The sequence below is a fragment of the Pseudanabaena sp. FACHB-2040 genome, from assembly GCF_014696715.1.
Taxonomy (GTDB): Bacteria; Cyanobacteriota; Cyanobacteriia; order Phormidesmidales; family Phormidesmidaceae; genus JACVSF01.
This window is the reverse complement of record NZ_JACJQO010000006.1, coordinates 103,799-125,684: the sequence shown is the minus strand read 5'-3', so window position 1 is coordinate 125,684 and position 21,886 is coordinate 103,799. Positions and strand designations below refer to the sequence as shown.

Genomic DNA, 21,886 nt, shown 5'->3' with positions numbered 1-21,886 from the left:
CCAAATTCAGCTAGGCAGTCCTAAAGTTAGATCTGGCGTTAGTCCTACGAGACAAACTCAGACCGGGCTGCCTGCGTTTGGCGCAGGTGCTGCTGTACCCCCTCCCAGTCCTCAGCCTGGATTAGAGCGATTACCTGGTCTAGCTGGTTCCGGTAACCGTGCAGGCTCTGCAAAATTGAGTTCCGGTTGTAGCGGGCCATCATCAGGCCCAGCTCCGGCGGCCCGCCTCCTACCCGGCTGGTATCTCGAAACCCTGAGCTGGCCAGTGCCCGAGTCAGCTGAGCCACTTCTGCGTCAGGCTCACTTAGACAAGACTGAATCAGGCTGCTGCTGACCATGACCGGCAAATGCGATATCCAAGCCACGGCCCGGTCATGGATCTCAGGGGAACACTGGTACAGTTTGGCCCGGAGATCTTTGACCAAACCAGCAACAGTCTCTACGGCATCAGCAGGGGTCTGAGTCAGTGGAGTGAGGACATAGGCCCGATCGACGTAGAGACCTAGCTCAGCGGCTTCTAGCCCGACTTCTGTTTTACCAGCCATTGGGTGCCCGCCGACAAATCGAGGCCAGTGATGGGTAGCAGCATCGACAATGGCTGCTTTGACTGAGCCGACATCGGTAACGACAGTCTGCGGGTTTAGGTAGGGTGCGATCGCAGCTACTGTGGGTGCGATCGCAGCAATTGGCGTGCAAACGAAAACGGCATCCACCCCGCTGAGCAGACTATAATCGCAACCAGCTTGGTGAACCACCTTGCGCTCCAGAGCAGCTTGGCAAACTTCAGAGCGTCTGCCAATTCCAACTACCTGATGGCCCTGCTGGCTAAAATCGATCCCTAGAGATCCCCCAATTAGCCCTAACCCTACAATTCCAATCCTCATGGCTGACTGTTCCTCCCCAGGGAGACTCGTGCTATGGTCAAAACCCCATCCCTTCATCTTCAGCTATTGCCGAGTCCTTGGCTAGAATCTGCATCATGAACGGACAAGAACTGCTTGGCAAATATGCTCAGGGTATCCGGGACTTTACCGGAGCCAACCTGAATGAATGTAGCCTGATTGGGGCCAATCTTTCTGAGATCATCCTGCAGGATGCTTCTTTAAACGTGGCTAATCTCAGCAGCGCTAACTTGAACCATAGCGACTTTAAAGGGGCACAACTCAACGTTACTCGCCTGAGTGGGGCCAACCTAAGCCACGCTGATTTGAGCGGCAGCAAGCTCAACGTTGCCAACCTCATTCGAGTGATTTTGACCAGCGCCAATTTAACCGGGGCCTCGTTGATCCGGGCTGAGATGGTCAGAGCTACTTTAAGCCAGGGTCGTTTAGTGTCTGCCAACTGCAGTGAGGCCGACCTGCGGGAAGCGCATCTAGACCGGGCCGATCTTCACTATGCCAACCTGACTCGCGCTGATCTACGGGGCAGCGTTTTGGCGGGAGCCAACCTCACTCAGGCCATTCTAAACGGGGTAGATGCCAGCCGAGCTAACTTCAATGGCGCAGTCTTGAAGGACGTGGAGTTGCGCCAGGGAAACCTGAGCCAGGCCGATTTGCGGGGCGCTAATCTCAAGGGCGCAAATTTGCGGTGGGCGGATCTCAGCGGCGCAAATCTACGCGATGCCGACCTCACCGATGCCAAACTCAGTGGAGCCAACTTAACAGGGGCTTCTCTGGAGGGTGCCAACTTGGTAAATACAGTGCTGGTGCACGCAGATTTGACCCATGCCAACCTGATGCAGGCTACCTGGGTAGGATCAGATTTGTCTGGAGCGACTCTAACGGGGGCTAAGCTGTTTGGTACAGTGCGCTACAGCTTGACTTTCTCAAACGAAACCATTTGCGAGTGGATCGACCTTAGCCCCAATGGCGATCAAAGCCGAACCATCCAGTTTGGGGCTTTGGAGAAGCTGGACAGATTCTTTAATCGCTCTCCCGCCCAGGTGCGGATCACCATTGATAGCCCTCTGTCTACGGCAGCGCATCAAACTCTGGCGGCTGTTGGCTACCAGCTCTCTACCCTCAGCCCCCTATTCGAATCGCCTCCTAGTTTAGAAGTCACTAGTCGCAAGACTGTGCAGACCTATACCAGTGCCCACGATATGCTGCTGCCTGCGCTGGCTTACGGTGCAGCCTTTCCTTTCCAAGATAGAGAAACGGCACAGCACAGCATTCTAGATGTTCTCAAGCAGCTGCAGCAGTATTTGGCAGACCATCCTGAAGACAGTCTGAGCCGACCCATGTTGAGCCCCATTAGTGGAGCCTTAACCATTACCGCTCAGCGGCTAGGAGCGATAGCCGCTGCCCAGCCTGCTGCTGGGGAAGGCGATCCCTTCTTCCAAGCCCCTATCCAAATTGAACTCATCAACTCTAGTAATCAACGGCTAGACATTTATCAAAATCCTCGGTTTGGCCTGCGGCCTTCGCTTTCCCAGGAGGAGCCCTTACTGGCAGCGCCTGAACTGTCGATTCAACTGCCGTTGCTCTCTGACGTACTCACTTTCTTTAAAGGATGTCGGCCGCCTGAAACCGTGACTTCTCAAGCTATTCAGTGATTTGATCTACCCCAGAGACAAGGCGGCATGTGTCAAAATGGGAAGTCAACCTCCCAAGCCCGGATCAAACCCGTGATCGAAGCTGAAGTTCACCAGCACTTGCGAGCCTTTCTGCGACAGCAGGACGAACCTGTCTGGCCGCATCATCTCACCCTGGCTCGTCTAGTTGCCCGGGCGCTTCGGCTGGATCGCAGCGCCCTGCTGCAGACAGGCAGTGTTGCTGCTTACCACGGGCGCTACCGCCTAGGCTATCTCATGTCTTCGCTGCTTTGGCCAGGGCCTGTGGTGATAGTGGTTCCCGACCTGATCCGTCAGCAGCTGCTCATGATCGACCTGCCCCGGATACGTGAGTGGGTGCCTACCTACAAATCTGTGCAGGTAGGAGATCGGTGGCCCGATCCCCACTTTACTGGGGTGCTGATTACCTCCCCTGAAGCTTGGCTGGCTGATCGCCTAGGCCCACAGACTGCTTTTCCTGTGGGTATACCGACCTTGCTAGATGGTGTAGATGACCTGGAAGACTGGGTGCGATCGCAGCTAACCATCGCCATTGGCGCTGCCGACTGGGAAGCGCTGGCGCTGGCCTACCCCGATCAGCAGACTTTTATTCGAGATACTCGGGTGCGGCTCACTCACATTGCTTTTCAGCATCCTGAGAACCCCTACCAGTGCCACCTGCTGGACAATCCAGAACAGACGCTGCTGCAGGCGCTGTACCAGGAACTGGTTGGGCACCATCCTCAGCCAGTACAGGCAGCGGCAGCCATGCCCGTCAATTGGCAGCGGTTTTGGCAGCAGTTTGCGATCGCAGAGCGTCTTCTGTGGCTCTCCCTCAACCGCTCCCAAGGGCAATTTTGCCTACATTGTAGCCCTATCGACCTAGCCCCTCTACTGCAGCCTATCTGGGAGCAGCAGTCGCTGGTGCTGATGGGCGCAGCCCTCGACCAAGATGCCCAAGCAGGCACCTACCGACAACGCCTAGGATTGGGCGAGATGACCTGTCTCAAGTTCTCCCCCGATCGGCAAAATGAGCTGATTCAGCTTTACCTGCCCGATCACCTGCCTCTGCCCAACACGCCGCAGTTTCAGACTGTACTGCACTCAGAGATTCGGCAGCTGCTTTATTTCAATGCACCTACCTCAGGCTTTACTGTCATCCTGGTTGGAGACTCTCCGCTAAAGGCGCAGCTAGGAGCTACTTTAGCGGCCGAGTTTGGCTCCAGAGTGCAGGTAGAGCGAACCCAGCTAGCTCCCCACAGCATTCTGGTCACTGGCTGGTCATTCTGGCAGGCCCAGCAGAGCCATCTGCCAGCTCCCTCCCTGTTAATTATGACCACCCTGCCCATTCCGTCTCTAGAAAACCCCCTAGTGGCCGGACGGGTTGCTTACTACAAGGGCAAACGACAAGACTGGTTTCGCCTGTACCTGCTGCCAACGGCCCTCAACGAGCTCCAGAGAGCCCTTGCTTCAGTACGGAAATCTCAGGGAGCCGTGGCTCTACTAGATACTCGAGTCCACTACCGCAGCTATGGCCATCAGATCTTAGAGGCGCTGGGACCGGCTGTCTGTACTCGCCACCTACACCAAAACTGGTTGTTTGATCCCGAGTAATCTCCCTCAGGCAAGAGTTAAGCCCCTTCAGACAAGGTAGTATGAAGGAGTAGCGTCGAGATTTAAAACCCTTATGGGGGAAGCTAAGCGCCGTAAGGAGCAGCTCGGAGAAGAATACGGCAAAGATCAGCCGATTCTGCCAATGCTGCCGATTACTAAGAAGCAATCTGAGCAGTTTGTGCGTTGGACGACCCAGGCCACCTGGATAGCCATCATACTAACCATCGGCTTCTGGATTACGCTACGCTTTGTTGGCCCAGGATTGGGCTGGTGGGAATTGGCCGACTAAGTACCCTGATTAGTCCTGCCGATAGCTAAGCTACTCGCTTGTGAGGCTTCCCTAACCAAAAGAGGCCAAAAAAGGATTATTCTGAGTTCCTGACCGCTAAAAGTGTTCGACTGGCTACTGCAGCTTTTAGAACTTCGCACTACCGTTAGGCAAATCCGGTCTTTGGTTGGACTGTGCCTGACGATTAGCCATTTAGCCTCACTTTTTGCCAAATCGTCAGGAAAACCAAGTTAGCTGGCTGTAGAAAGGTCTAGAAACCAGGGGTTGCATTCACGTTCCTTCACGAGCCTGCTCATTTTTGAATTCGCTCGCTAGGATAGATCCATTCATTGTTTCGCAGAATTTCATACTGTTCACTGCAAAACCTTAAGAGATTGTTAATAATTGCCCTTACAATAGGGTGTGGTGTAGAGGAGAATTGGGTATGTTTGTCAGATTGGCAGAGCAACATAGGCAGTTTGTCCAAGACCTGGTAATGAACCTTCAGGCTTTGGCAACTGTTTTGGAAAACAGAGGCTATTTGGCTTCCTGCTATACCTGTGGCGGCCAAATGAATAGCGCCTCCTTCATGGTCAGTCTAGGAGACGACCATTTGATTCGGTTCTTGGTTTCTGACTACGGGATCACTTGGACTGAGATGCGCGATGACCGCGAATTGATGAAGCTAGAGGGGGCTGAAGCCATCAACCAGCTCCAGGAACTGGCTAATCTAGTAAAGTATCAGATCAAGCCTTCCAACTCTCAGCAGTCTCTCCTGCACCCGGTCTAGCAGATCCTGCCAGGGTAGATGGCTCAGGGAAGTGAAGCTTTGGTAGTTTTTAGCCTATAAAAGTGTTTTTGGGCCAGACTGGTGTGTTTTGCAGAGGCCCAAGCTTTAGAATAGAAAGCCTTTACAAGATAGTTTTTAGAGCAGGACAGAGTCCTGTCACTTTTGCCAGGTTGATAGGGTATCCTAGATTACACTCTGGCATTGCTTTGGGTCTGCTAACTTCAAGGGTTGATTCGGTGTGCTCTAGCTTCATGCTGCCGTTCAAGACCTAGACTTTGGAACTTGTAGTGCCACAAAACAGGGTAGCAGGTCACCTGGGAGTAGAGGGCCTGAAGGTAGACCTTAGGGATTGTGGGCTCGATGACAACGGCTTTTTCTGGGTGGCACCACCAGTACGTTGAAACCAATCATGTCCGGCTGCACTATGTGACCCAGGGGGAAGGGGAGCTAGTGATTTTGCTGCACAGTGTGCTGGAGTTTTGGTATTCTTGGCGATTTCAAATTCCGGCGCTGTCTCGGCAGTTTCGGGTTGTTGTGCCCGACCTGCGGGGCTGCAACGACTCGGAAAAGCCTGCTACTGGATACGACCTGGACACGCTCAGTCAGGATATTCTGGGGCTGATGATGTCGCTTGGCTATTCCCGTGCCCACATTATTGGCCATGCTTGGGGAGGCACGCTTGCTTGGCACTTGGCTCAGACAATGCCGGAGTCAGTCAGTCGGCTCGCTATTCTCAATGGGGCCCATCCTCAGCAGTTTCGCAGGTTGCTGGTCAGCAACTTAGATCAGCTGCGGCGTAGCTGGCGGCTGGTGGCGCTGCAGCTGCCGGCACTTCCAGAATGGATGATTGAGCAGAATTTACCGGGATTTGTGCGATCCTTTTTTCAAAATCAGGCAGTTCGTAAGGGCGCTTTTTCCGCTCAAAACGCAGAACTCTACCAGGCTGCGCTGGGCAAGCCGGGCGCGATCGCAGCTGCCCTTAACTACTACCGCCAGCTGCTGTCTCTGCCAACCTGGATGAAGGGCTGGGGCACTCCTATCGAGCCAATCGACATACCAACTCTGGTGCTCTGGGGAGAAGAAGACACTTTCTTTAGTGAGGCCTTGCTAGATAACTTGGCGACTCTGGTCACAGCTCCCCTACAGCTGCGGCAAATTCCTCAATGTGGCCACTGGATCCAGCAGGAGGCCCCCCAAGTTGTTAACCGAGAACTCCTAAAGTTTCTGTGTGAGGCCTAGCTGACCTGGGTATACTCTACCCAAGGTATGATCTATCGCGAACCCACGACAGATATTTGCTATAGGTTCAACTAAGTCTTTCCTTTAGACTTTACCGAAGCTTGTGTGAAGAGCATCCTTTGTGCCTTCTGGAATCGCGTAATACTGGAATAATGATCGAAAGTGTGCAGTGGCTATAATGCTGGATCCCCACAGTCTTTACGAGTATTCTTTGTCCTTGAAAGACTCCTTTGAAGATCGAGAACTGCAGAAGCGGTTGGAGCTTTTCCAGGTGTTCTCCAGGCTGTACGAACGACACCGAGACCTCCTAAACGAGATTTTGGCACTGGAGCAAACAGGGGCCAAAATTCCGGGGCAGTTGGGGCTTTTCAACTACATTCAGGGTGTGGTGCTCGACCGTCAGGCTTTTCTAATGACTAACCTGCTGCAGGGGCAGTCGCAGATCCTGGTACAGCCGCAGCATATCTGGGTCATTGGTCGCGACACCAGCCAAGTTTCCCTATCCGTTAGAGATAAACGTCTGTCTCGCCGTCATGCTGCTATTCAGTATCGAGACGATGGATTTTATATAACTGATTTGGGCAGCACCAACGGCACCTTCGTCAATGGCGAGCGGATTCGGCACCCCCTATTTCTTCAAGACGGGGATCGTGTGCGCTTGGGCAGTATGACGTTTACCTTCTTTGCCTGCAATTCGGGACAAGAATTGCCGCCGGTTGATCCGGAGGTGTTGTCTCACCTCAAACAGACTCAGCTGCCTGAAACGCTGCCTGATCATGAAAGTATTATCGAAGCGTTTTCCTGTGCAGAGGAGGCAGAAATTCCTCCCTTCGTCTTTGAGGAAACCCTCCGGTTTATTCGGCACCGTTCTCGCCATAATTGAGTAGGTAAGCATTAATAGTCAGGCTCATTGTTTCAGTGCAGGGTTTGCGTCCCTATCCTAGTCGAGCCTTTATAGCTGGTCTGCTGCCAGGGGTTTTCTCGCGGGGTGCTATGCTTCTGCCTCAAAAAAGTTTGCTGCTGCAAGTTTCTCGCTTGTTTCCGGATGGGCTTTTTTTCTTGCCGACTCAGGAACGGGTTGTCGCACTGACGATTGACGATGTTCCCACTCCTGGCGATGCTGACGATCGCTCTACCCGGCAAATTTTAGATGCGATCGCAGTCCATAACCAAAGCGCCCTTCACTCGGCCCGCGCCACCTTCTTCATCATTTCCAGCCATCTAAATTCGGGCAGTACAGTATTTCAAGACGCGCTGGCCCAAGGTCACGAATTGGCGAACCACGGCACTGCCGACACTACAGCGGCCCTGCTCTATCCCAATGCTTTTACGGCCCATTTTCGAGAGGCCCACGATCGCATTACCGATCGATTTCAGCAGCCTTTACGGTGGTATCGGCCCGGTCGCGGCCTTTACAACCAAGCCATGCTCAGCCACCTGCAGCTTACCCCAGGGTATGAGTCACGCTTTGCCCTGGCCTCTATGATTCCCTTTGATACGTTCCGGCCCACCAACGACCCCACCTTCACTTTTTGGTATCTGTCTCAGTTTGTCTTTCCGGGGGCAATTTTGCTGCTGCATGGGGGGTCAGCAGAGCGATCCCGACAAACAGCCCAGGTGCTGTCGGTGCTGCTGCGGCTGTTAGATGAGCAGGGGTATGAAGTCGTATCGCTATCGGAACTGTACGATCGCTGTGCCCTTTCGATTTTGAAGCGGAGGGAAGGCGATGATGAGGCCGGGGAAAGTAAAGGCTGAAGGCAGAGGGCTGGTATTAGGAACGGGTTAGGCTCATTAACCGTCGTAGGCCAATCCAGCCGATGACGGAGTAGCCAATGGCCAAAATCAAGCTGCTTAGTGAGATGCGCAGACCTGACTTCCAGGCTTCGGTTCTAACTCTTTGCTCGGCTTGCTGTCGGCGTGAGCCAATTTCGGTTTGGAGGCGCTGTTGGGCCTCGTCTGCCCGCTGCTGCAAAAACTGATTCAGCGCTTCTGGGTTGTTCCTAAACTGCTCGATATCTTGGGGCAACTGTCCAGACTGAATGGCCTGCTGCAGTAGGGTTTCGTTTTCCAGTAGAGCCGAGAGCTGGGTTTGCTGCTGGGTGAGTTCGGTGGAAAGCTGCTGCTCTAGCTGAGTGGTAGCTTGATTGGCCTCATTGCCAACTTGGCTTAGGGCTTGTTGACTGGTAAGCCGCACATTATTGACGTGCAGAATCGCCAGAATCAGGTAGACCAGACCTAGGAAGCTGCCCAAAAGACAGGCCCAAAAGCGCAGATCAGTGACTAGGTTGCGACCTCGCACAGCCCGGCCTACGCTGTTATCAATCCAAAAACCCGTTAGCAGCAGGGCAATGCCCACTAGGGGCACAATCCCCCGATCGACAATCTGAGTCGTGGTGGCTAGCTGCCACTGCGGGTTAGTCAGATTGGGGGGAATAAGCAAAATCAAATAGTCCAGCAGGGCTGAAACAATGGTGACAATGCCCACTAGCTTGAGGGCAATGGCAGCAAGGGGGGACATAAAACTACCGGCTGCTGATTCCGACGTCATACCGTTAGGCGTAAGTTACAGTTACTCATTCTGCCCTGTGTTAGGTCAAATCATCACGCTTCTGGAAATAAAGTTGGTCTTTGGTGTTTTTGACTCTGAGAGGGGAGCGGCTTTTCGCGCGTCAGGATCGCTACAATCACCTCAGATAGCAAGGCCAAAAATCCTATGAACATTCTGATGGTGCTGACCTCTCATGCTGAACTGGGAGATACAGGTCACAAAACTGGATTCTGGCTGGAGGAATTTGCAGCCCCCTACTATGCCTTTATTGATGCGGGAGCAACCGTTACGCTAGCTTCTCCCGCTGGCGGACAGCCGCCTGTAGATCCCAGAAGCTCAGAACCTGAGTTCCAGACAGAGGCGACCCAACGTTTTGAGCAGGATTCTGAGGCCCAGGCCCTATTGGCCCAAACGGTGGCTCTGTCTGCAGTGAAACCAGAGGAATATGACGCTATTTTCTTTCCGGGCGGGCATGGGCCAATGTGGGACTTGGCCACTGATGAGGGCAATGCTCGTTTAGTAGAAGCGTTTTACCAGCAGGGCAAGGTGATTGGAGCTGTTTGCCACGGGCCTGCTGCTCTGGTGCTAGCCCAAGACGATCAAGGACAGTCGATTCTCAAGGGCAAGCAGGTGACAGGGTTTACAAATGAGGAAGAGGTTGCCGTAGACCTCGATCAGGTGGTGCCCTTTGCGCTGGAGACGCGGTTGGTTGAACTGGGCGGGCAGTTTTCTGGTGGGGCTAAGTTTGAGCCTAAGGTGGTGGTGGACGGGCGGCTGGTCACAGGCCAGAACCCGGCCTCGTCAGAGCCAGCAGCCAAAGCACTCATTCAAGCGTTGAAGTAGGTCTGATATTTCTGGGCTTAACATCAGGGGTTAGGGCGCGATCAATCACGCCCTAACGTTTAGTAGGCCAATAAAAAAGGCGAATAAAAAAATCGTGTGCTGGAAGCCCAACACACGACTGGAAGCTAAATACGAGCTAGTTGAGGGAGACACTAGAGAATCTGTGACAGGAAACGCTGGGTGCGCTCTTCTTGAGGATTGCTGAAGAACTCGTTGGGGGTATTTTCTTCTACCAGGTAGCCGCCATCCATCAGCACTACTCGGTCGGCCACCTCCCGCGCAAAGCCAACTTCGTGGGTGACGCAGACCATGGTCATGCCCGAGTCGGCCAGCGATCGCATTACATCTAAGACCTCGCGCACCATTTCTGGGTCGAGAGCGGAGGTGGGCTCATCAAAGAGCATGACTTTGGGCTGCATGGCTAGGGAACGTGCGATCGCAACTCGCTGCTGCTGACCGCCTGAGAGCTGCCCCGGATACTTGTGCGCCTGCTCTGAAATGCCGACCCGTTCTAGAAGCTGCATGGCTACGTCCTGCGCCTTTTTCTTGGGCCAGCGACGCACCCAGATAGGAGACAGGGTGATATTTTGCAGCACGCTCAGGTGGGGAAATAGGTTGAACTGCTGAAACACCATACCCACTTCCCGGCGAATCGCCTCAATATTCTTGAGGTCGTGGGAGATTTTGATGCCGTCTACCTCAATGCTGCCCTTCTGATACTCTTCAAGTGCGTTGAAGGTGCGGATGAAGGTGGATTTACCGGAACCTGATGGCCCCATCACAACGACCACTTCGCCCCGAAACACCGTCAAGCTAACCCCTTTGAGGACGTGAAAGCCGTTGTCATACCACTTCTCCACATCGGTGGCTACGATTACCGGCTCAGAGCTTTTAACTCTGGTGGAGCTAGGTTCCGTTTGAAACTGGGTCATTGCCTCTATTTTCTCCCTCTCAGTCGCGCCCATTGCTAAACCTAATGCGCTGACAAACAACTACAAACTGCTGTGAATTCTTCAAGTTATAGATATTTTGACCTACCATACGGCGTTCCTGGAAGGTAGGTCTGTCAACTGTTACACGGAGAGACAATTAATGTCCTGTATGCAGCTTCTCTTCAATCTTGCGGCTGCCGATCGACATGGCGTAGCAGAGAACCCAATATATCACTCCGATAAATAGGTAAACCTCGACGTGGCGACCCAGAAACTCAGGGTTTGAGATAATAGAACGGCTAATTCCCAACAGTTCTAGCAGGCCCACAATCGACACCAGAGTCGTGTCTTGAAATAGGCTGATAAACTGACCCACAATCGCTGGAATGGCAATTTTGAGCGCCTGGGGCAACACGATAAAGCCCATCGTCAGAGGTGCATTCAGCCCTAGGGAACGGGCAGCTTCTACCTGGCCTCTGGGAATAGCCTGCAGTCCCCCGCGCACGCTTTCTGCCAGATACGCAGCGGTAAACAGCGTTAGGCCCACGATGGCCCGCAGCACCCGATCTGGGCGAGCCCCTTCCGGCAGAAACAGCGGAATCATGACCTGCCCCATGAACAAGATGGCGATCAGCGGCACGCCTCGAACCAGCTCAATGTAAATCGTTGAAAGCCAGCGAACGACGGGCAGACTGCTTTGCCGTCCTAGAGCCAGAATGACCCCCAGCGGAAACGACAGCACAATGCTGACCACCGACAATATCAGGGTCAGCAACAGACCGCCCCAGTTGTTAGCAGAAACCTGGTCTAGACCCAGCCCACCTGCAAGCAGCCAGAGCACCACGAAAAAGGAAAGTGCCCAGGCTAGGGAAACCCATTGCGCCATGTTGGGCAATCGCCGCGCCAGTTCCCGACCAAGCCAGGCAGTGCCAGCGCAAATCACGATTAGGCCCACAATCAGCAGCCGATAGACAGGCGGCGTCGGCGTTAGCACCCCAATTACTGCCAAAACCCCGAGAACAATCAAAGATCCTCGAGTGAACAAAAAGGAAACATTGCGAGCTAAGACGCCCCAGCTGAGACCAGCCAATGCGCTAATTAGGCCCAGAATAAGCCAGAGCCGCCAGTACTCACTAGCTGGGTAGCGTCCGGCAAAATAGAGCGGCAGGTTGGCCGGAATCACCTCCCACAGGGCTTCAGTAAATGCCCAGGAGACTAAATTAAACAGGGCCCAAGCCAGAATCCCCCCCAGCACTAGGGTCAAAATGGAGTTGAACCAGCTGTTGAACAGGTTTTTTTGCAGCCAGACGATCGGGGTGGATTGGTTGCCTAATGGTGGGGCGGTTGACGGTGAAGTAGCAGTCATGAGTCAGCAGGGCAAGCACAGCAGTGTTGACAACAAAAGCACAGTCGCTAGCGTTCCTTAAACTGAACGCTTCGGTTCAGGGTGTTCATAACGACCGAAATAACTAGGTTAATCAGCAGGTAGATGCCCATCAAAAGGATGAACACTTCCACTGGCCGCCCGGTCTGGTTGAAGGTCGTGCTGGAGACTGAAAAGATTTCGGGATAGCCAATCACCAATCCCAGGCTGGAGTTTTTTGCCAGGTTCATGTACTGGCTGTTGAGGGGCGGAATGATCACCCGCATGGCCTGGGGAAAGACCACTAGCTGCATTGCCTGACCGGGCTTGAGCCCCAACGAACGAGCGGCCTCCCACTGCCCCTTAGACACTGACTCAATGCCGCCTCGCACAATCTCAGCAATAAATGCGCCGGTATATACCACTAGGCCCACTAGAATGGTGGCGTATTCTAAGGAGAGCCTTAGCCCGCCTGTTATTTGGGGGCTGCCTTCCGCAGATTGAGGGATCTGCCAATTCATGGCGATGGTCAAAACCAGCAGTGCGACCACCCCAATGCCGATTAGCACCATGAGCTGAGGCTTGCCGGTGGCAGCCCGCTCAACCATGGCACGGGTGCGCTGCTGTAGCACCAGCCAGGCTGCGATCGCAAGCCCTACCAGCACCGCTAGCCACACCCAAAACATCGGCCCCTGAGCAGGCCAAGGCAGGTAGATACCCGTCTTGCTGGCATAAATTGGCCCTGGTAGCTGCAGCCGGTTTTGCGGCGATGGCAGCCTCAAAAAGACCGGAAAATACCAAAAAATTAGCTGTAGCAGCAGCGGCGTGTTACGGACAATCTCGACATATACCTGGCTTAGTTTTCGCACCAGCCAGTTATTTGAGAAGCTGGCGACACCCGCTAGAACCCCTAGCAGCGTAGTCAGCACAAACCCTACCAGAATGACCCGGAGTGCGTTGATGACACCTACTAAAATGGCACGAATGTAGCTGTTGTTGGGGGAGTAGGGAATAAGGCTTTCGCCAATGCCAAAGCTAGCAGTATTTCTTAAGAAAGAAAATGAGAACACAAGCCCTTGACGCCTCATGTTCTGATTGAGATTGCTGATGAAAATGCCTAGCAATCCAATTACTACAGCGGCGACCACAACCTGAAAAACAATCTTCCAGAATCGATCGTCACGCCAAAGGGGCACACGAATTTCGGATGGGCTGGTCATGCCGACTTAAAGGTTAAGGTCAGGCCCATACCCTGCTTTGGAGAGCCGGCTATGGGCAATTCAGGCAAACAATTGAAAAGAGTCAAGATCAAAAGAAAGGTCTGCTGATATTAGCCGCAAACTCAGCAGACCCAGCCTTTGGCGATAGACAACTTAACGGAACGGCGGCGAGTACATTAGACCTCCATCGCTCCAAAGCTGGTTTAGGCCCCGGGGAATGTCGTCGCCGATGTTGCGATCGTAAATCTCTCCGTAGTTGCCCACAGCTTTGATAGCTTGGACCATGAAGTCTGGCTCTAGGCCTAGCTGAGCGCCCAGATCGCCTTCAACGCCCAGCAGCAGCTTGATGTCCTGGTTTTGGGTAGAGCTGGCGATTTGATCCACATTAGCTTGGGTAATTTCAAACTCTTCGGCCTGAACCAAACCGTAAATGACCCACTTAACGACGTCATACCAGGCAGAGTCGTTGTTCATGGTCACTGGGCCTAGCGGCTCCTTCGACATCGACACATCTAGAATGACGTGCTCATCGGGGTTGGAGAACTTGGTTCGGCGAGCATTGAGCTGAGATTTATCTGAGGTAAACCCGTCGCAGCGACCTTCTAAGTAGGCTTGAGCCGTCTCGTTGCCGTCTTGGAACTTGACGTCGGTATAGGCCACGCCCAGTTCACTCATTCGAGAAGTCAGGTTCAGTTCAGTTGTGGTGCCGGTTTCCACACAGATAGACTGCCCTTCCATATCCTCCAGGGTTTCCACCCCACTGTCGGCCCGTACCATCATGCCTTGAGCATCGAAGAAGGTGGTTGGGGCAAATTCCATCGCGTTGCCGCCAGCCGCATCTCGGCTCAAGGTCCACGTAGTGTTTCGAGACAGCATATCTACCTCACCGCCCCGCAGTGCGGTGAAACGCTCTGTTGAGTCAAGGTTACGGAACTCAACTGCCTCGGCATCGCCCAAAACGGCTGCTGCGACAGCCCGACAAACATCTACATCTAGCCCGGTGTAGGCACCATCGGAACCCACAGAGCTAAATCCAGGAATAGTTCCTTCAACGCCGCAGATCAGCTCACCACGCTGCTGAACGGCACCTAGACGGCTGCCAGCAGCAGCTGTCGTGCCGCCCTCTCCGTCGGTCGTGGCAGTGCTGCCTGTAGTGGTGGTACCGCTTCCACAAGCGGCTAAGGTCACCGATAAGGCTGCTGCCAAAAGGCCCCACTTACGCATAACATCACACCTCAATTCACTTTCCAATCAGACTGCAGTCGCTTAATAACAAGCATTGCAATGTTGAGATTGTTAAACATTCCAATGCTTTGCGATTTAATTTTGCATCCAATTTAACAGTTTGACGGTCTAGGGCCGAATTGAGTAAGCTAGCTGTATTAAGTTTTGCGACTTAAGCCAGCTGCGTCATTAAGGTATTTGAGTTTGGGTTTAAGTCGCGTTTGGAGCTTAGCAAAGACAGCGTTAAAAATGGCCTAAAACATGCTTTGCTACCTCCCATGCAGCAGGAGAAACCTGTTGCTCCTATTAACAGCCTGAGTCATCTCAACTTAAAGAATGGTTTCCCTAATTACGTAGGGCTGGCTCTAGCGGTGGCAGAGATACTTTAGGGCAGCTTGAGCAAGGGTTTTAGAAGCTGGTTATAGTAGCTTTCTATATTCAACTCAGTCGTTGTTTTTGAGAGACGTTAATCGTTTGGGTTAAGGTCAAAGGTCTTTCTCAGCAGCTAATGTTGTGCTAGTGAACTTTGCATTGGCAGCCTGAGGACAGCTCCAAGAGCCAGCTTGGCTGGGTAGCTCGAAGCCCACCTGGGAACAATTTGGTAGACTTTGTGGTTATTTGGCCCCAATTCACCCTTTCATCCGGCTGAATTTGCTAGTGTCTTAAAGAATGTCTGGTAAGGCTGTCTCGCCATGCGCACCGCACCTCCCTGCAAGAAACGCCCGCAGCGTCCTCCTAATGATGAGCATAATCTGGATTTAGAAGACGACTACGAGCCTCGCCACCGTCGGCCCCAACCGTTTAGCGTTGTTCACAGCTTGTCGAACATGGTGGTGGGTGGTGCAGTAATTCTAGGGCTGCTAGCCGGTGTAGGGATTTGGCGCTCGGGCGATCGCTTCTTTGAGGGGCTTCGATTAATGATGGGGCCAACTGAGCCGCCTGCTCCTAGGGTTGATGTGCGGTCGGTTGTGGTGCAGCAGATTCGAGGCGCTAGTGAGCTTACAACGGCTATCTTTGCGATGGAGGCCGTGGTGCCGACGGCGAGCGATCGCACCTTAGCTGGATATGTCATTGGCTCGACCAAACTGCTTTATGTGGCCTATGGCGAAGTCCGAGCTGGGGTTGACTTGAGCGAAATCACGGCTGAAAACGTTGTTGTAGATGAATCTACCTCCAGCATTCGCATCACCCTGCCGCCCGCCCGTATTCTGGATACTAAGCTAGACCTAAGCCGCTCCAACGTCTTTGATTATGACCGGGGGTTCTTGGGCCTAGGGCCCGATAGTGCACCCCAGCTGCAGGAACTGGCCCAGCAAGAGGCTCTGGGCAAGATTGTTGAAGCAGCCTGCACCGAAGATATTTTGCAGGAGGCTACTACCCGAGCTGAGCTAACCGTGCGCCAACTGCTCTCTACGGCAGGCTTTAACGCTGTAGAGGTAGTCAGCCCACCTACCGCCGACGCTCTGTGTGCTAATTCGGCAATTGGCGATACAGTTAACTAGGCGTGCCTGAGGACTCTCTATGCTAGAGCTGTATCAGTTTGAAGCCTCTCATTACTGCGAAAAAGTTCGCCTAATTCTGGACTACAAACAGCTGCCCTATCGCAAGATTGAAGTTACCCCTGGCGTTGGGCAAATCGATCTATTCCGCCTATCAGGCCAGCGCTTAGTGCCCGTATTGAAAGACGGCGATTCGGTGGTAGCTGACTCAACTGCGATCGCAAACTACCTCGAAAGCAACTATCCCGAGCGTCCCATTTTGCCAGTCGATCCTCTAGGTAAGGGCCTGTGCCTGCTGATGGAGGAGTGGGCCGACGAGTCTATTGGTCTTAATGCGCGTAAGGCCATGATTGGGGCGTTTAACCAGCACCCTAACTTTCGCACCGCGATTCTGCCTAGCTCCGCCCCCGACCTGCTTCGCAATTTGGTAAGTTCGGTGCCGGGGGATGTGCTCAACCTGCTGAGCACCGGCATTGGCTTTGGGGCTGATGCTGTAAAGTCGGCTACCGATGCCCTCAAGCAGAACTTAGAAGCTCTCTGCCTGATTCTGCAAACCAGGCCCTATCTAGTGTCAGACTATCCGACCCTGGCTGACTTTGCCGTCGCAGGTCTGACCATGTATATCAAGTTTCCGCCCAGTCGCTACGTGGACTTGCCTCCAGGTATCTGCGATAAGGGCGTCCCTGGCCTGGTCGATGACCCCGCCTTTCGGCCCTTTTTTGAATGGCGCGATCGTCTCTATGCTGACTACCGCAAAATTCAAGAAGCGACTCCTGCCAGCAACCGATCCAGCGGCAGCGGTCCCACCTCAATTAGCATTGACTAGCAGGAAATGGCGGGTTAGGTAAAGCTTCTGACGGCTTGCGTTTTAAGCTTTGCCTGCCGACCTTCTAGCTTGAGCTTAAAACTAGCTGCCCAGTTTTAGTGGCTCTCGACGTTGTGCCGAGAGCCATTGAATTATTGAATGAGATTAGCTCCTTCGCTTGCCCTCAATGTCTGACCTTATTACCTCCCTCAAAGCCCTGGGAACAGATGTCACTCCCTGGGATGCTATAGCGCCGGAACAACAGGCTCCCATCCAGGCCGCGTTAGGTTCCCAAGCTCCGCCTCAGGCACTGGTTTGCCCCACGACCCAGGCCCAGCTTGCGGACGTGATGGCCTGCGCCTATCAAAACCGCTGGCGGGTGCTGCCTTGCGGTAGCGGCAGCAAGCTGGGCTGGGGCGGTCTGGCCGAGAGCATTGATCTGGTCGTCAGCACTCGCCGCCTAAACCGCATCATTGATCATGCGGTGGGAGATTTGACCGTGACCGCAGAGGCGGGGCTAACCCTGGCCGAACTGCAGCAGACTCTGGCAGCGGCTAACCAGATGCTTCCTCTTGATCCGGCTTACCCCCAGCAAGCCACCCTGGCCGGACTGATCGCCACAGGCGATGCTGGATCTCTGCGACAGCGTTACGGCGGCATTCGGGATCTGCTGATTGGGCTTTCTTGGGTTCGCCATGACGGCCAGATTGCTAAGGCCGGTGGGCGCGTGGTCAAGAATGTGGCCGGATACGATCTGATGAAGCTTATGACCGGCTCCTACGGCACCCTCGGTATTCTTTTTCAGGTCACCTTTCGCACTTACCCGGTTCAAGAAGCTTCTCAAACTGTCGTTTTCTCTGGCTCGGCAACGGCGGTTAACCAGCTTAGCCAAACCCTACGGCTTTCGGCCCTCACTCCTGTCGCTTTAGATGTGCTCTCTCCGGCTCTTATGGCGGCACTAGGTCAGCAGGACTTTGGTCTGGCGGCTCGGTTTCAGTCAATTACGGCGGGGGTGGAGGAGCAGGTGCAGCGGCTGCTGGCGCTGGGCCAGGCCCAGAATCTGGTGGGACAGGTATTGACCGGCGAGGCTGATGCTCGGTTCTGGCAGCAGAGTGGAGCTCAGGTCTTTGCCGAACAGACCGAAAACCCGGTCGTGATTGTAAAAGTCGGCGTTCTGCCCGAAGCTGCCGTCAGCCTGCTGGAGCAGCTTCAAGGTGAAGCGGGTAGTTTAGGCCGCATTCATGCCAGCAGTGGGGTTGGCCAGATTCGGTTGGAGGGGGAGGCTGCTGTCCCCGAGAGGGTGCTGAAGTTGCGATCGCATTGTGAAGCCGCCGCTGGCTACCTAACCGTGTTGACAGCACCGATGGCCCTGAAGCAGGCGGTGGACGTATGGGGCTATCCTGGCAATGCACTGGACCTGATGCGCGGCCTAAAGCAGCAGTTTGACCCAGAACGGCTGCTCAGCCCAGGACGCTTTGTTGGAGGTATTTAGAGCGACAGTCTCTGGCCTTAGGTTAAGGCTGATTGTCGCATGACTAGAAGTGGGATAGGTTACCAACTCCCGCCTGCACCACCTCCGCCTGAACTGCCGCCGCCGAAGCTACCTCCGCCTGAGCTGCCGCCACCGCCAAAGCCGCCACCGCCGCTGGGAGGCCCACCGCTAACGACTACAGGCGGCGGCAGCCGGGGAAGGACCCGCTCCTTAGAATCCTTATAATCACAGGCCTGACAAGCATAATCGGTGCGCTCTAGGCCGGTTCGATGCGTCGTTGCTCTGCGGATTTTGTGCGTTTGGCTTGACACTGTCTTTTCCTGGCACTGAGGGCATAGGCTGTAGCGGCTGGGCTGCTCATAGCCAAAGATATGCAGGTCAGCCGTGCGATCTGAGTTAGGAGAGTGGGGCTGAGGGCCATCGGGATGGCACACCGGACAGATCCAGCCCTCAAACCGCACACTGCCCAAAGACTGGGCCACCAGCTCAGGATGGGTCAGCCGCTGCTCTAACACGTCAGCCGCCACCGGCTGCATAGGGTTGCGAGAAACGGCACAGGACAACGGACGATGCTGACTTGACCGCTTTCCCCCTCGGGCCGCCGCTGTCAAGATAGGGCCTAGGACCACAGCCCCCACCAAGCTAATAAAAACAGCCGGAACTAGAGAAAATAGGCTGAACACTGAAGCGGTGGTGAAAACAGGTACGGCTAGAGCTGCGATCGCAAACATCACCATAAAAGCTGTGGCCCAACTCAATCCCAGCACGCTGCCATCAAACTGCAGGTCGTTGAGCCGCGTATAGCCCTCGGGGGCAACAAATTCAGTGCGGTTTGCCCGTGACTTTAGCCGCGCAAAGCTCAGCAGTGAGCCGCCCCCGCCAACTAAAGCAGCTAGACCATTCATAGCCCAAGGTATTACTGGTTCAGGGGCAGCAGAGGCTGGGTCAAAGGAGGCAGTCGCCAGCGTATTGACAATCTCCTCTGTGCCCGCCAAGATGCCTTGCTCGTAATTCTCCTGGCGAAAATAGGGCAAAATTGTCTGATCGCGAATACGGCCTACCCGAGCGTCGGGCAAGTAGGCTTCTGCCCCATAGCCTGTCTCGATCTCAAAGCGGCGGTCCCCCAGGGAAACCAAAAACAGAACGCCATTGTCCTGCCCAGCCGCCCCAATGCCCCACTGGTTAAAGAGCTCAGTGGCAAACGCTTTGGGCGTGGTATCTGCAGGTACCAACTCCAGCGTGACCACCGCTACTTCGCTGCCGTTGGTTGCTTGTAGGTTAGAAATCATTCGATTAATCTCGCCTTCAGCCTGAGAACTGAGCAAATCAGCCAGGTCTGTCACCCAACCGCCATTAACCTGCCGGGGATTGGGCACCTGATCCACTGAGACGGCCCACGCTGGCTGTACTAAAAAAACAGCACAGATAACCAGGCAAAAAGCTCTTAGTAATTGTTTACCCATAAACTATAAGAATCTGCGTTCTGAGCCCTGACAGCCCTTAAAGCAGCCTTGATAAAAGTATGATTGGGCACTCCATCCTTAGCCATCATTATTCCCACCCGCGTCTACTATGGCAGACCTTCGTATTCCCGAAGACAAGGCTTCAGAAGTCTTTGAACTTGCAGCTCGGCTCTATGCCCGGCAAAATCAGAGTTATACCGTTGAAGAGCTAGTGCAGGCGGGATCTGATGCCAGTATTCCCCCAGAATTCATTCAAAAAGCCCTAAATCAGCTGCAGGCCCGCGAGGAAGAGACCCGCGAGCTTAAAGAGCGGGCCAGGCAGCACCAGAAATTCTTGACCCTAGGCGGGTTAGCCCTTGGGGCTGCCCTGCTGGGCTGGGGAGCCCTGACCTACAACAGCCTGTCTGCCTCTGCTCAAACCGTTGACCTCGCCTGGGCTCAAGTAGAGAACCAGTTTCAACGCCGGGCTGATCTGATTCCCAATCTAGTCAACGTTACCCGCAGCGCTGCTCAGCAGGAACAGGCTCTCGTAACCCAGCTAACCCAAGCCCGCCAGGAGTATGAAAACGCTGTCGGCCAACCCGAAAAACTTGCCGCTGCCGAACAGGTGAACCAGGCACTTACCCAGTTTCAGACCACGGTGCTGTCTTCTCCCCAGTTTCAGTCTAGCCAGCTCTATATCGGGCTGCAGGACGAATTGGCTGGCACCGAAAACCGCATTGCCACCGAGCGAATGCGCTACAACCAGGCCGTCTCTCAATACAATCACCAGGTTGAAACCTTTCCCACGTCTTTGGTTTCAGGTCCGCTGGGCTTTGAATCCAAACCTCTGTTTGAAGCCACCAGCCGAGAGGTTCCAGTCGTCAATCCTTAGGCTTGCGCTTCTAAACTCGCTCCTCTCAATTCCAAGAAAGGCCCTTCAGTGCCGCTGGCTGATGGCGCAGGCAGAATAAAACCGCACAGTAAAGGTTGAGCCTTGGCCTACTTCACTCTCCACCTCAATATGACCACTGTGTAGGTCTAGGCACTTTCGTACCAGCGTCAGCCCTAGCCCGGTGCCAGGAATGTTGCCAACGTTGGTAGCCCGGTGGAAGGGCTCAAACAAGTGGGTCTGAGTCTCTGAAGGAATGCCAATGCCTTTATCTCTGACCTGGAAAACAACCTCTTGCTCAGTACAAATTAGATTCAGGTAAATCTCTCCTCCTAAAGGAGAATATTTGACGGCATTAGAAAGCAGGTTGGTCAAAATATGCCATAGGAGTTTTCGGTCGAGGCAGTAGTCATCACAGTTACCTCGAAGGGTAAATATAATGCGGTGGTTCGACTGAACATTGAACTGAATTTCTTCGACTAAATCTCTGCAAAACGCTTCTAGATCAAGGGAAGCCGGATTAAATTCAAGATCGCTCTTTTCAGTCTGAACAATCGTCAGCGTGTCATTCATTAGCTGGTTGATTGCCCTAACCGAATTTTGAATGAGGCCGAGGTACTCCTGCTTGCGGTCGTCGGATAGGCGGTGCCCGTGAAGTTCTAGCAGTTGAGCTGAGGACAAAATTGAGGTCAAAGGGTTGCGGAACTCGTGAATGATCATTGACCAGAAGCGGGACTTCAATTCACTGAGCTCTTTTTCTTTTTCCAGAGCTACTCGAATGGCGGCTTCAGCCAGACGCCGCCGAAAAGCAACTTCGATCGTGACGTGCAGGTCTTTTTCGTCAAAGGGTTTGACAATGTAACCAAAGGGTTCGCTGGCTTTGGCGCGCTGCAGCGTGTCCTCGTCGGCAAAGGCTGTGAGATAGATAACAGGTATATCAAAATCGGCGCGAATTTGCTCGGCCGTTGCGATGCCGTCTAGAGCCCCTCTAAGCTGAATATCCATCAGCACCAAATCGGGCTGTAGCTCTGCTACTTTTATCAGTGCTGCTTCACCTGATGCGACAGAGGCAGGGACTTGATAGCCAAGGTTTTTGAGGCGCTTTTCAATGTCTCTAGCGACAACGCGCTCATCTTCTACGACTAGAATTTTTTCTCCAGCCAT

The 21,886-nt window shown here is 53.8% G+C and carries 20 protein-coding genes; 12 read left to right on the top strand and 8 right to left on the bottom strand.

What is annotated here, in order from left to right; genetic code table 11:
* Positions 1 to 44 precede the first annotated feature (44 nt).
* Positions 45 to 884 (bottom strand): prephenate/arogenate dehydrogenase, encoded by an 840-nt coding sequence (locus H6G13_RS09990; RefSeq protein WP_190483061.1) that lies wholly within the window; start codon positions 882 to 884, stop codon positions 45 to 47.
* Between the two features lie 95 nt (positions 885 to 979).
* On the opposite strand from H6G13_RS09990, the gene H6G13_RS09985 reads away from it, so the two are divergent.
* The 7 genes from H6G13_RS09985 (at position 980) to H6G13_RS09955 (ending at position 8,217) form a co-directional block, all read left to right on the top strand.
* A complete protein-coding gene (locus tag H6G13_RS09985; protein WP_190483060.1) occupies positions 980 to 2,554 on the top strand; it encodes a pentapeptide repeat-containing protein in 1,575 nt (524 codons plus the stop codon).
* Between the two features lie 27 nt (positions 2,555 to 2,581).
* On the top strand, positions 2,582 to 4,165 hold the full coding sequence (locus tag H6G13_RS09980; protein WP_199305835.1) for a helicase C-terminal domain-containing protein: 1,584 nt from the start codon (positions 2,582 to 2,584) through the stop codon (positions 4,163 to 4,165).
* A gap of 73 nt (positions 4,166 to 4,238) precedes the next feature.
* Complete coding sequence (locus H6G13_RS09975; protein ID WP_190483059.1) at positions 4,239 to 4,454, top strand: DUF2839 domain-containing protein; 216 nt, start codon at positions 4,239 to 4,241, stop codon at positions 4,452 to 4,454.
* 424 nt (positions 4,455 to 4,878) lie between these two features.
* A complete protein-coding gene (locus H6G13_RS09970) occupies positions 4,879 to 5,223 on the top strand; it encodes a DUF1815 family protein (protein ID WP_190483058.1) in 345 nt (114 codons plus the stop codon).
* A gap of 360 nt (positions 5,224 to 5,583) precedes the next feature.
* Complete coding sequence (locus tag H6G13_RS09965) at positions 5,584 to 6,462, top strand: alpha/beta hydrolase (protein WP_190483057.1); 879 nt, start codon at positions 5,584 to 5,586, stop codon at positions 6,460 to 6,462.
* Positions 6,463 to 6,640: 178 nt separating this feature from the next.
* Positions 6,641 to 7,345: an FHA domain-containing protein gene (locus tag H6G13_RS09960; RefSeq protein WP_190483056.1), complete on the top strand. Its 705-nt coding sequence runs from the start codon at positions 6,641 to 6,643 to the stop codon at positions 7,343 to 7,345.
* Positions 7,346 to 7,455: 110 nt separating this feature from the next.
* Positions 7,456 to 8,217 (top strand): polysaccharide deacetylase family protein, encoded by a 762-nt coding sequence (locus tag H6G13_RS09955; protein WP_190483055.1) that lies wholly within the window; start codon positions 7,456 to 7,458, stop codon positions 8,215 to 8,217.
* Between the two features lie 16 nt (positions 8,218 to 8,233).
* Here H6G13_RS09955 and H6G13_RS09950 read toward each other — a convergent pair whose 3' ends face one another.
* Positions 8,234 to 8,980, bottom strand: coding sequence for an HpsJ family protein (locus H6G13_RS09950; protein WP_242028246.1), 747 nt, complete (start codon positions 8,978 to 8,980; stop codon positions 8,234 to 8,236).
* 195 nt (positions 8,981 to 9,175) lie between these two features.
* Between H6G13_RS09950 and H6G13_RS09945 the strand changes: the two genes are divergently transcribed.
* The gene (locus H6G13_RS09945; RefSeq protein ID WP_190483053.1) at positions 9,176 to 9,853 is read left to right on the top strand and encodes a type 1 glutamine amidotransferase domain-containing protein; all 678 of its coding nucleotides are present in this window, start codon (positions 9,176 to 9,178) and stop codon (positions 9,851 to 9,853) included.
* 152 nt (positions 9,854 to 10,005) lie between these two features.
* Here H6G13_RS09945 and H6G13_RS09940 read toward each other — a convergent pair whose 3' ends face one another.
* The 4 genes from H6G13_RS09940 to H6G13_RS09925 form a co-directional block, all read right to left on the bottom strand.
* A complete protein-coding gene (locus H6G13_RS09940) occupies positions 10,006 to 10,785 on the bottom strand; it encodes an amino acid ABC transporter ATP-binding protein (protein ID WP_190483052.1) in 780 nt (259 codons plus the stop codon).
* Between the two features lie 157 nt (positions 10,786 to 10,942).
* The gene (locus H6G13_RS09935) at positions 10,943 to 12,151 is read right to left on the bottom strand and encodes an amino acid ABC transporter permease (protein ID WP_190483051.1); all 1,209 of its coding nucleotides are present in this window, start codon (positions 12,149 to 12,151) and stop codon (positions 10,943 to 10,945) included.
* A 47-nt stretch (positions 12,152 to 12,198) separates the two neighbouring features.
* Positions 12,199 to 13,368: an ABC transporter permease subunit gene (locus H6G13_RS09930; RefSeq protein ID WP_190483050.1), complete on the bottom strand. Its 1,170-nt coding sequence runs from the start codon at positions 13,366 to 13,368 to the stop codon at positions 12,199 to 12,201.
* Positions 13,369 to 13,521: 153 nt separating this feature from the next.
* Positions 13,522 to 14,592, bottom strand: a complete 1,071-nt coding sequence (locus H6G13_RS09925) for an amino acid ABC transporter substrate-binding protein (RefSeq protein WP_190483049.1) — start codon at positions 14,590 to 14,592, stop codon at positions 13,522 to 13,524.
* A gap of 692 nt (positions 14,593 to 15,284) precedes the next feature.
* On the opposite strand from H6G13_RS09925, the gene H6G13_RS09920 reads away from it, so the two are divergent.
* The 3 genes from H6G13_RS09920 to H6G13_RS09910 all read left to right on the top strand — a co-directional run bounded on the left by H6G13_RS09920 (position 15,285) and on the right by H6G13_RS09910 (position 18,388).
* Positions 15,285 to 16,094, top strand: coding sequence for a DUF4230 domain-containing protein (locus H6G13_RS09920; protein ID WP_190483048.1), 810 nt, complete (start codon positions 15,285 to 15,287; stop codon positions 16,092 to 16,094).
* A 19-nt stretch (positions 16,095 to 16,113) separates the two neighbouring features.
* A complete protein-coding gene (locus H6G13_RS09915; RefSeq protein ID WP_190483047.1) occupies positions 16,114 to 16,917 on the top strand; it encodes a glutathione S-transferase family protein in 804 nt (267 codons plus the stop codon).
* Between the two features lie 166 nt (positions 16,918 to 17,083).
* Complete coding sequence (locus tag H6G13_RS09910; protein ID WP_190483046.1) at positions 17,084 to 18,388, top strand: FAD-binding oxidoreductase; 1,305 nt, start codon at positions 17,084 to 17,086, stop codon at positions 18,386 to 18,388.
* Positions 18,389 to 18,447: 59 nt separating this feature from the next.
* Here H6G13_RS09910 and H6G13_RS09905 read toward each other — a convergent pair whose 3' ends face one another.
* Positions 18,448 to 19,851, bottom strand: coding sequence for a TPM domain-containing protein (locus H6G13_RS09905; protein WP_190483045.1), 1,404 nt, complete (start codon positions 19,849 to 19,851; stop codon positions 18,448 to 18,450).
* Positions 19,852 to 19,960: 109 nt separating this feature from the next.
* On the opposite strand from H6G13_RS09905, the gene H6G13_RS09900 reads away from it, so the two are divergent.
* Entirely contained in the window at positions 19,961 to 20,725 is a 765-nt protein-coding gene (locus tag H6G13_RS09900; RefSeq protein ID WP_190483044.1) for a LemA family protein, read from the top strand.
* Positions 20,726 to 20,770: 45 nt separating this feature from the next.
* Here the strand turns inward: H6G13_RS09900 and H6G13_RS09895 are convergent, their stop codons facing one another.
* Complete coding sequence (locus tag H6G13_RS09895) at positions 20,771 to 21,886, bottom strand: ATP-binding protein (RefSeq protein ID WP_190483043.1); 1,116 nt, start codon at positions 21,884 to 21,886, stop codon at positions 20,771 to 20,773.

What these genes read in the sequence shown, in the direction of transcription:
- H6G13_RS09980 (WP_199305835.1), top strand. Translation starts at nt 2,582, where the DNA reads ATGTGTCAAAATGGGAAGTCAACCTCCCAAGCCCGGATCAAACCCGTG.
- H6G13_RS09910 (WP_190483046.1), top strand. Translation starts at nt 17,084, where the DNA reads ATGTCTGACCTTATTACCTCCCTCAAAGCCCTGGGAACAGATGTCACT.
- H6G13_RS09970 (WP_190483058.1), top strand. Translation starts at nt 4,879, where the DNA reads ATGTTTGTCAGATTGGCAGAGCAACATAGGCAGTTTGTCCAAGACCTG.
- H6G13_RS09945 (WP_190483053.1), top strand. Translation starts at nt 9,176, where the DNA reads ATGAACATTCTGATGGTGCTGACCTCTCATGCTGAACTGGGAGATACA.
- H6G13_RS09985 (WP_190483060.1), top strand. Translation starts at nt 980, where the DNA reads ATGAACGGACAAGAACTGCTTGGCAAATATGCTCAGGGTATCCGGGAC.
- H6G13_RS09935 (WP_190483051.1), bottom strand. Translation starts at nt 12,151, where the DNA reads ATGACTGCTACTTCACCGTCAACCGCCCCACCATTAGGCAACCAATCC.
- H6G13_RS09955 (WP_190483055.1), top strand. Translation starts at nt 7,456, where the DNA reads ATGCTTCTGCCTCAAAAAAGTTTGCTGCTGCAAGTTTCTCGCTTGTTT.
- H6G13_RS09930 (WP_190483050.1), bottom strand. Translation starts at nt 13,368, where the DNA reads ATGACCAGCCCATCCGAAATTCGTGTGCCCCTTTGGCGTGACGATCGA.
- H6G13_RS09975 (WP_190483059.1), top strand. Translation starts at nt 4,239, where the DNA reads ATGGGGGAAGCTAAGCGCCGTAAGGAGCAGCTCGGAGAAGAATACGGC.
- H6G13_RS09925 (WP_190483049.1), bottom strand. Translation starts at nt 14,592, where the DNA reads ATGCGTAAGTGGGGCCTTTTGGCAGCAGCCTTATCGGTGACCTTAGCC.
- H6G13_RS09895 (WP_190483043.1), bottom strand. Translation starts at nt 21,886, where the DNA reads ATGGCTGGAGAAAAAATTCTAGTCGTAGAAGATGAGCGCGTTGTCGCT.
- H6G13_RS09940 (WP_190483052.1), bottom strand. Translation starts at nt 10,785, where the DNA reads ATGACCCAGTTTCAAACGGAACCTAGCTCCACCAGAGTTAAAAGCTCT.
- H6G13_RS09965 (WP_190483057.1), top strand. Translation starts at nt 5,584, where the DNA reads ATGACAACGGCTTTTTCTGGGTGGCACCACCAGTACGTTGAAACCAAT.
- H6G13_RS09920 (WP_190483048.1), top strand. Translation starts at nt 15,285, where the DNA reads ATGCGCACCGCACCTCCCTGCAAGAAACGCCCGCAGCGTCCTCCTAAT.
- H6G13_RS09990 (WP_190483061.1), bottom strand. Translation starts at nt 884, where the DNA reads ATGAGGATTGGAATTGTAGGGTTAGGGCTAATTGGGGGATCTCTAGGG.
- H6G13_RS09915 (WP_190483047.1), top strand. Translation starts at nt 16,114, where the DNA reads ATGCTAGAGCTGTATCAGTTTGAAGCCTCTCATTACTGCGAAAAAGTT.
- H6G13_RS09950 (WP_242028246.1), bottom strand. Translation starts at nt 8,980, where the DNA reads ATGTCCCCCCTTGCTGCCATTGCCCTCAAGCTAGTGGGCATTGTCACC.
- H6G13_RS09905 (WP_190483045.1), bottom strand. Translation starts at nt 19,851, where the DNA reads ATGGGTAAACAATTACTAAGAGCTTTTTGCCTGGTTATCTGTGCTGTT.
- H6G13_RS09900 (WP_190483044.1), top strand. Translation starts at nt 19,961, where the DNA reads ATGGCAGACCTTCGTATTCCCGAAGACAAGGCTTCAGAAGTCTTTGAA.
- H6G13_RS09960 (WP_190483056.1), top strand. Translation starts at nt 6,641, where the DNA reads ATGCTGGATCCCCACAGTCTTTACGAGTATTCTTTGTCCTTGAAAGAC.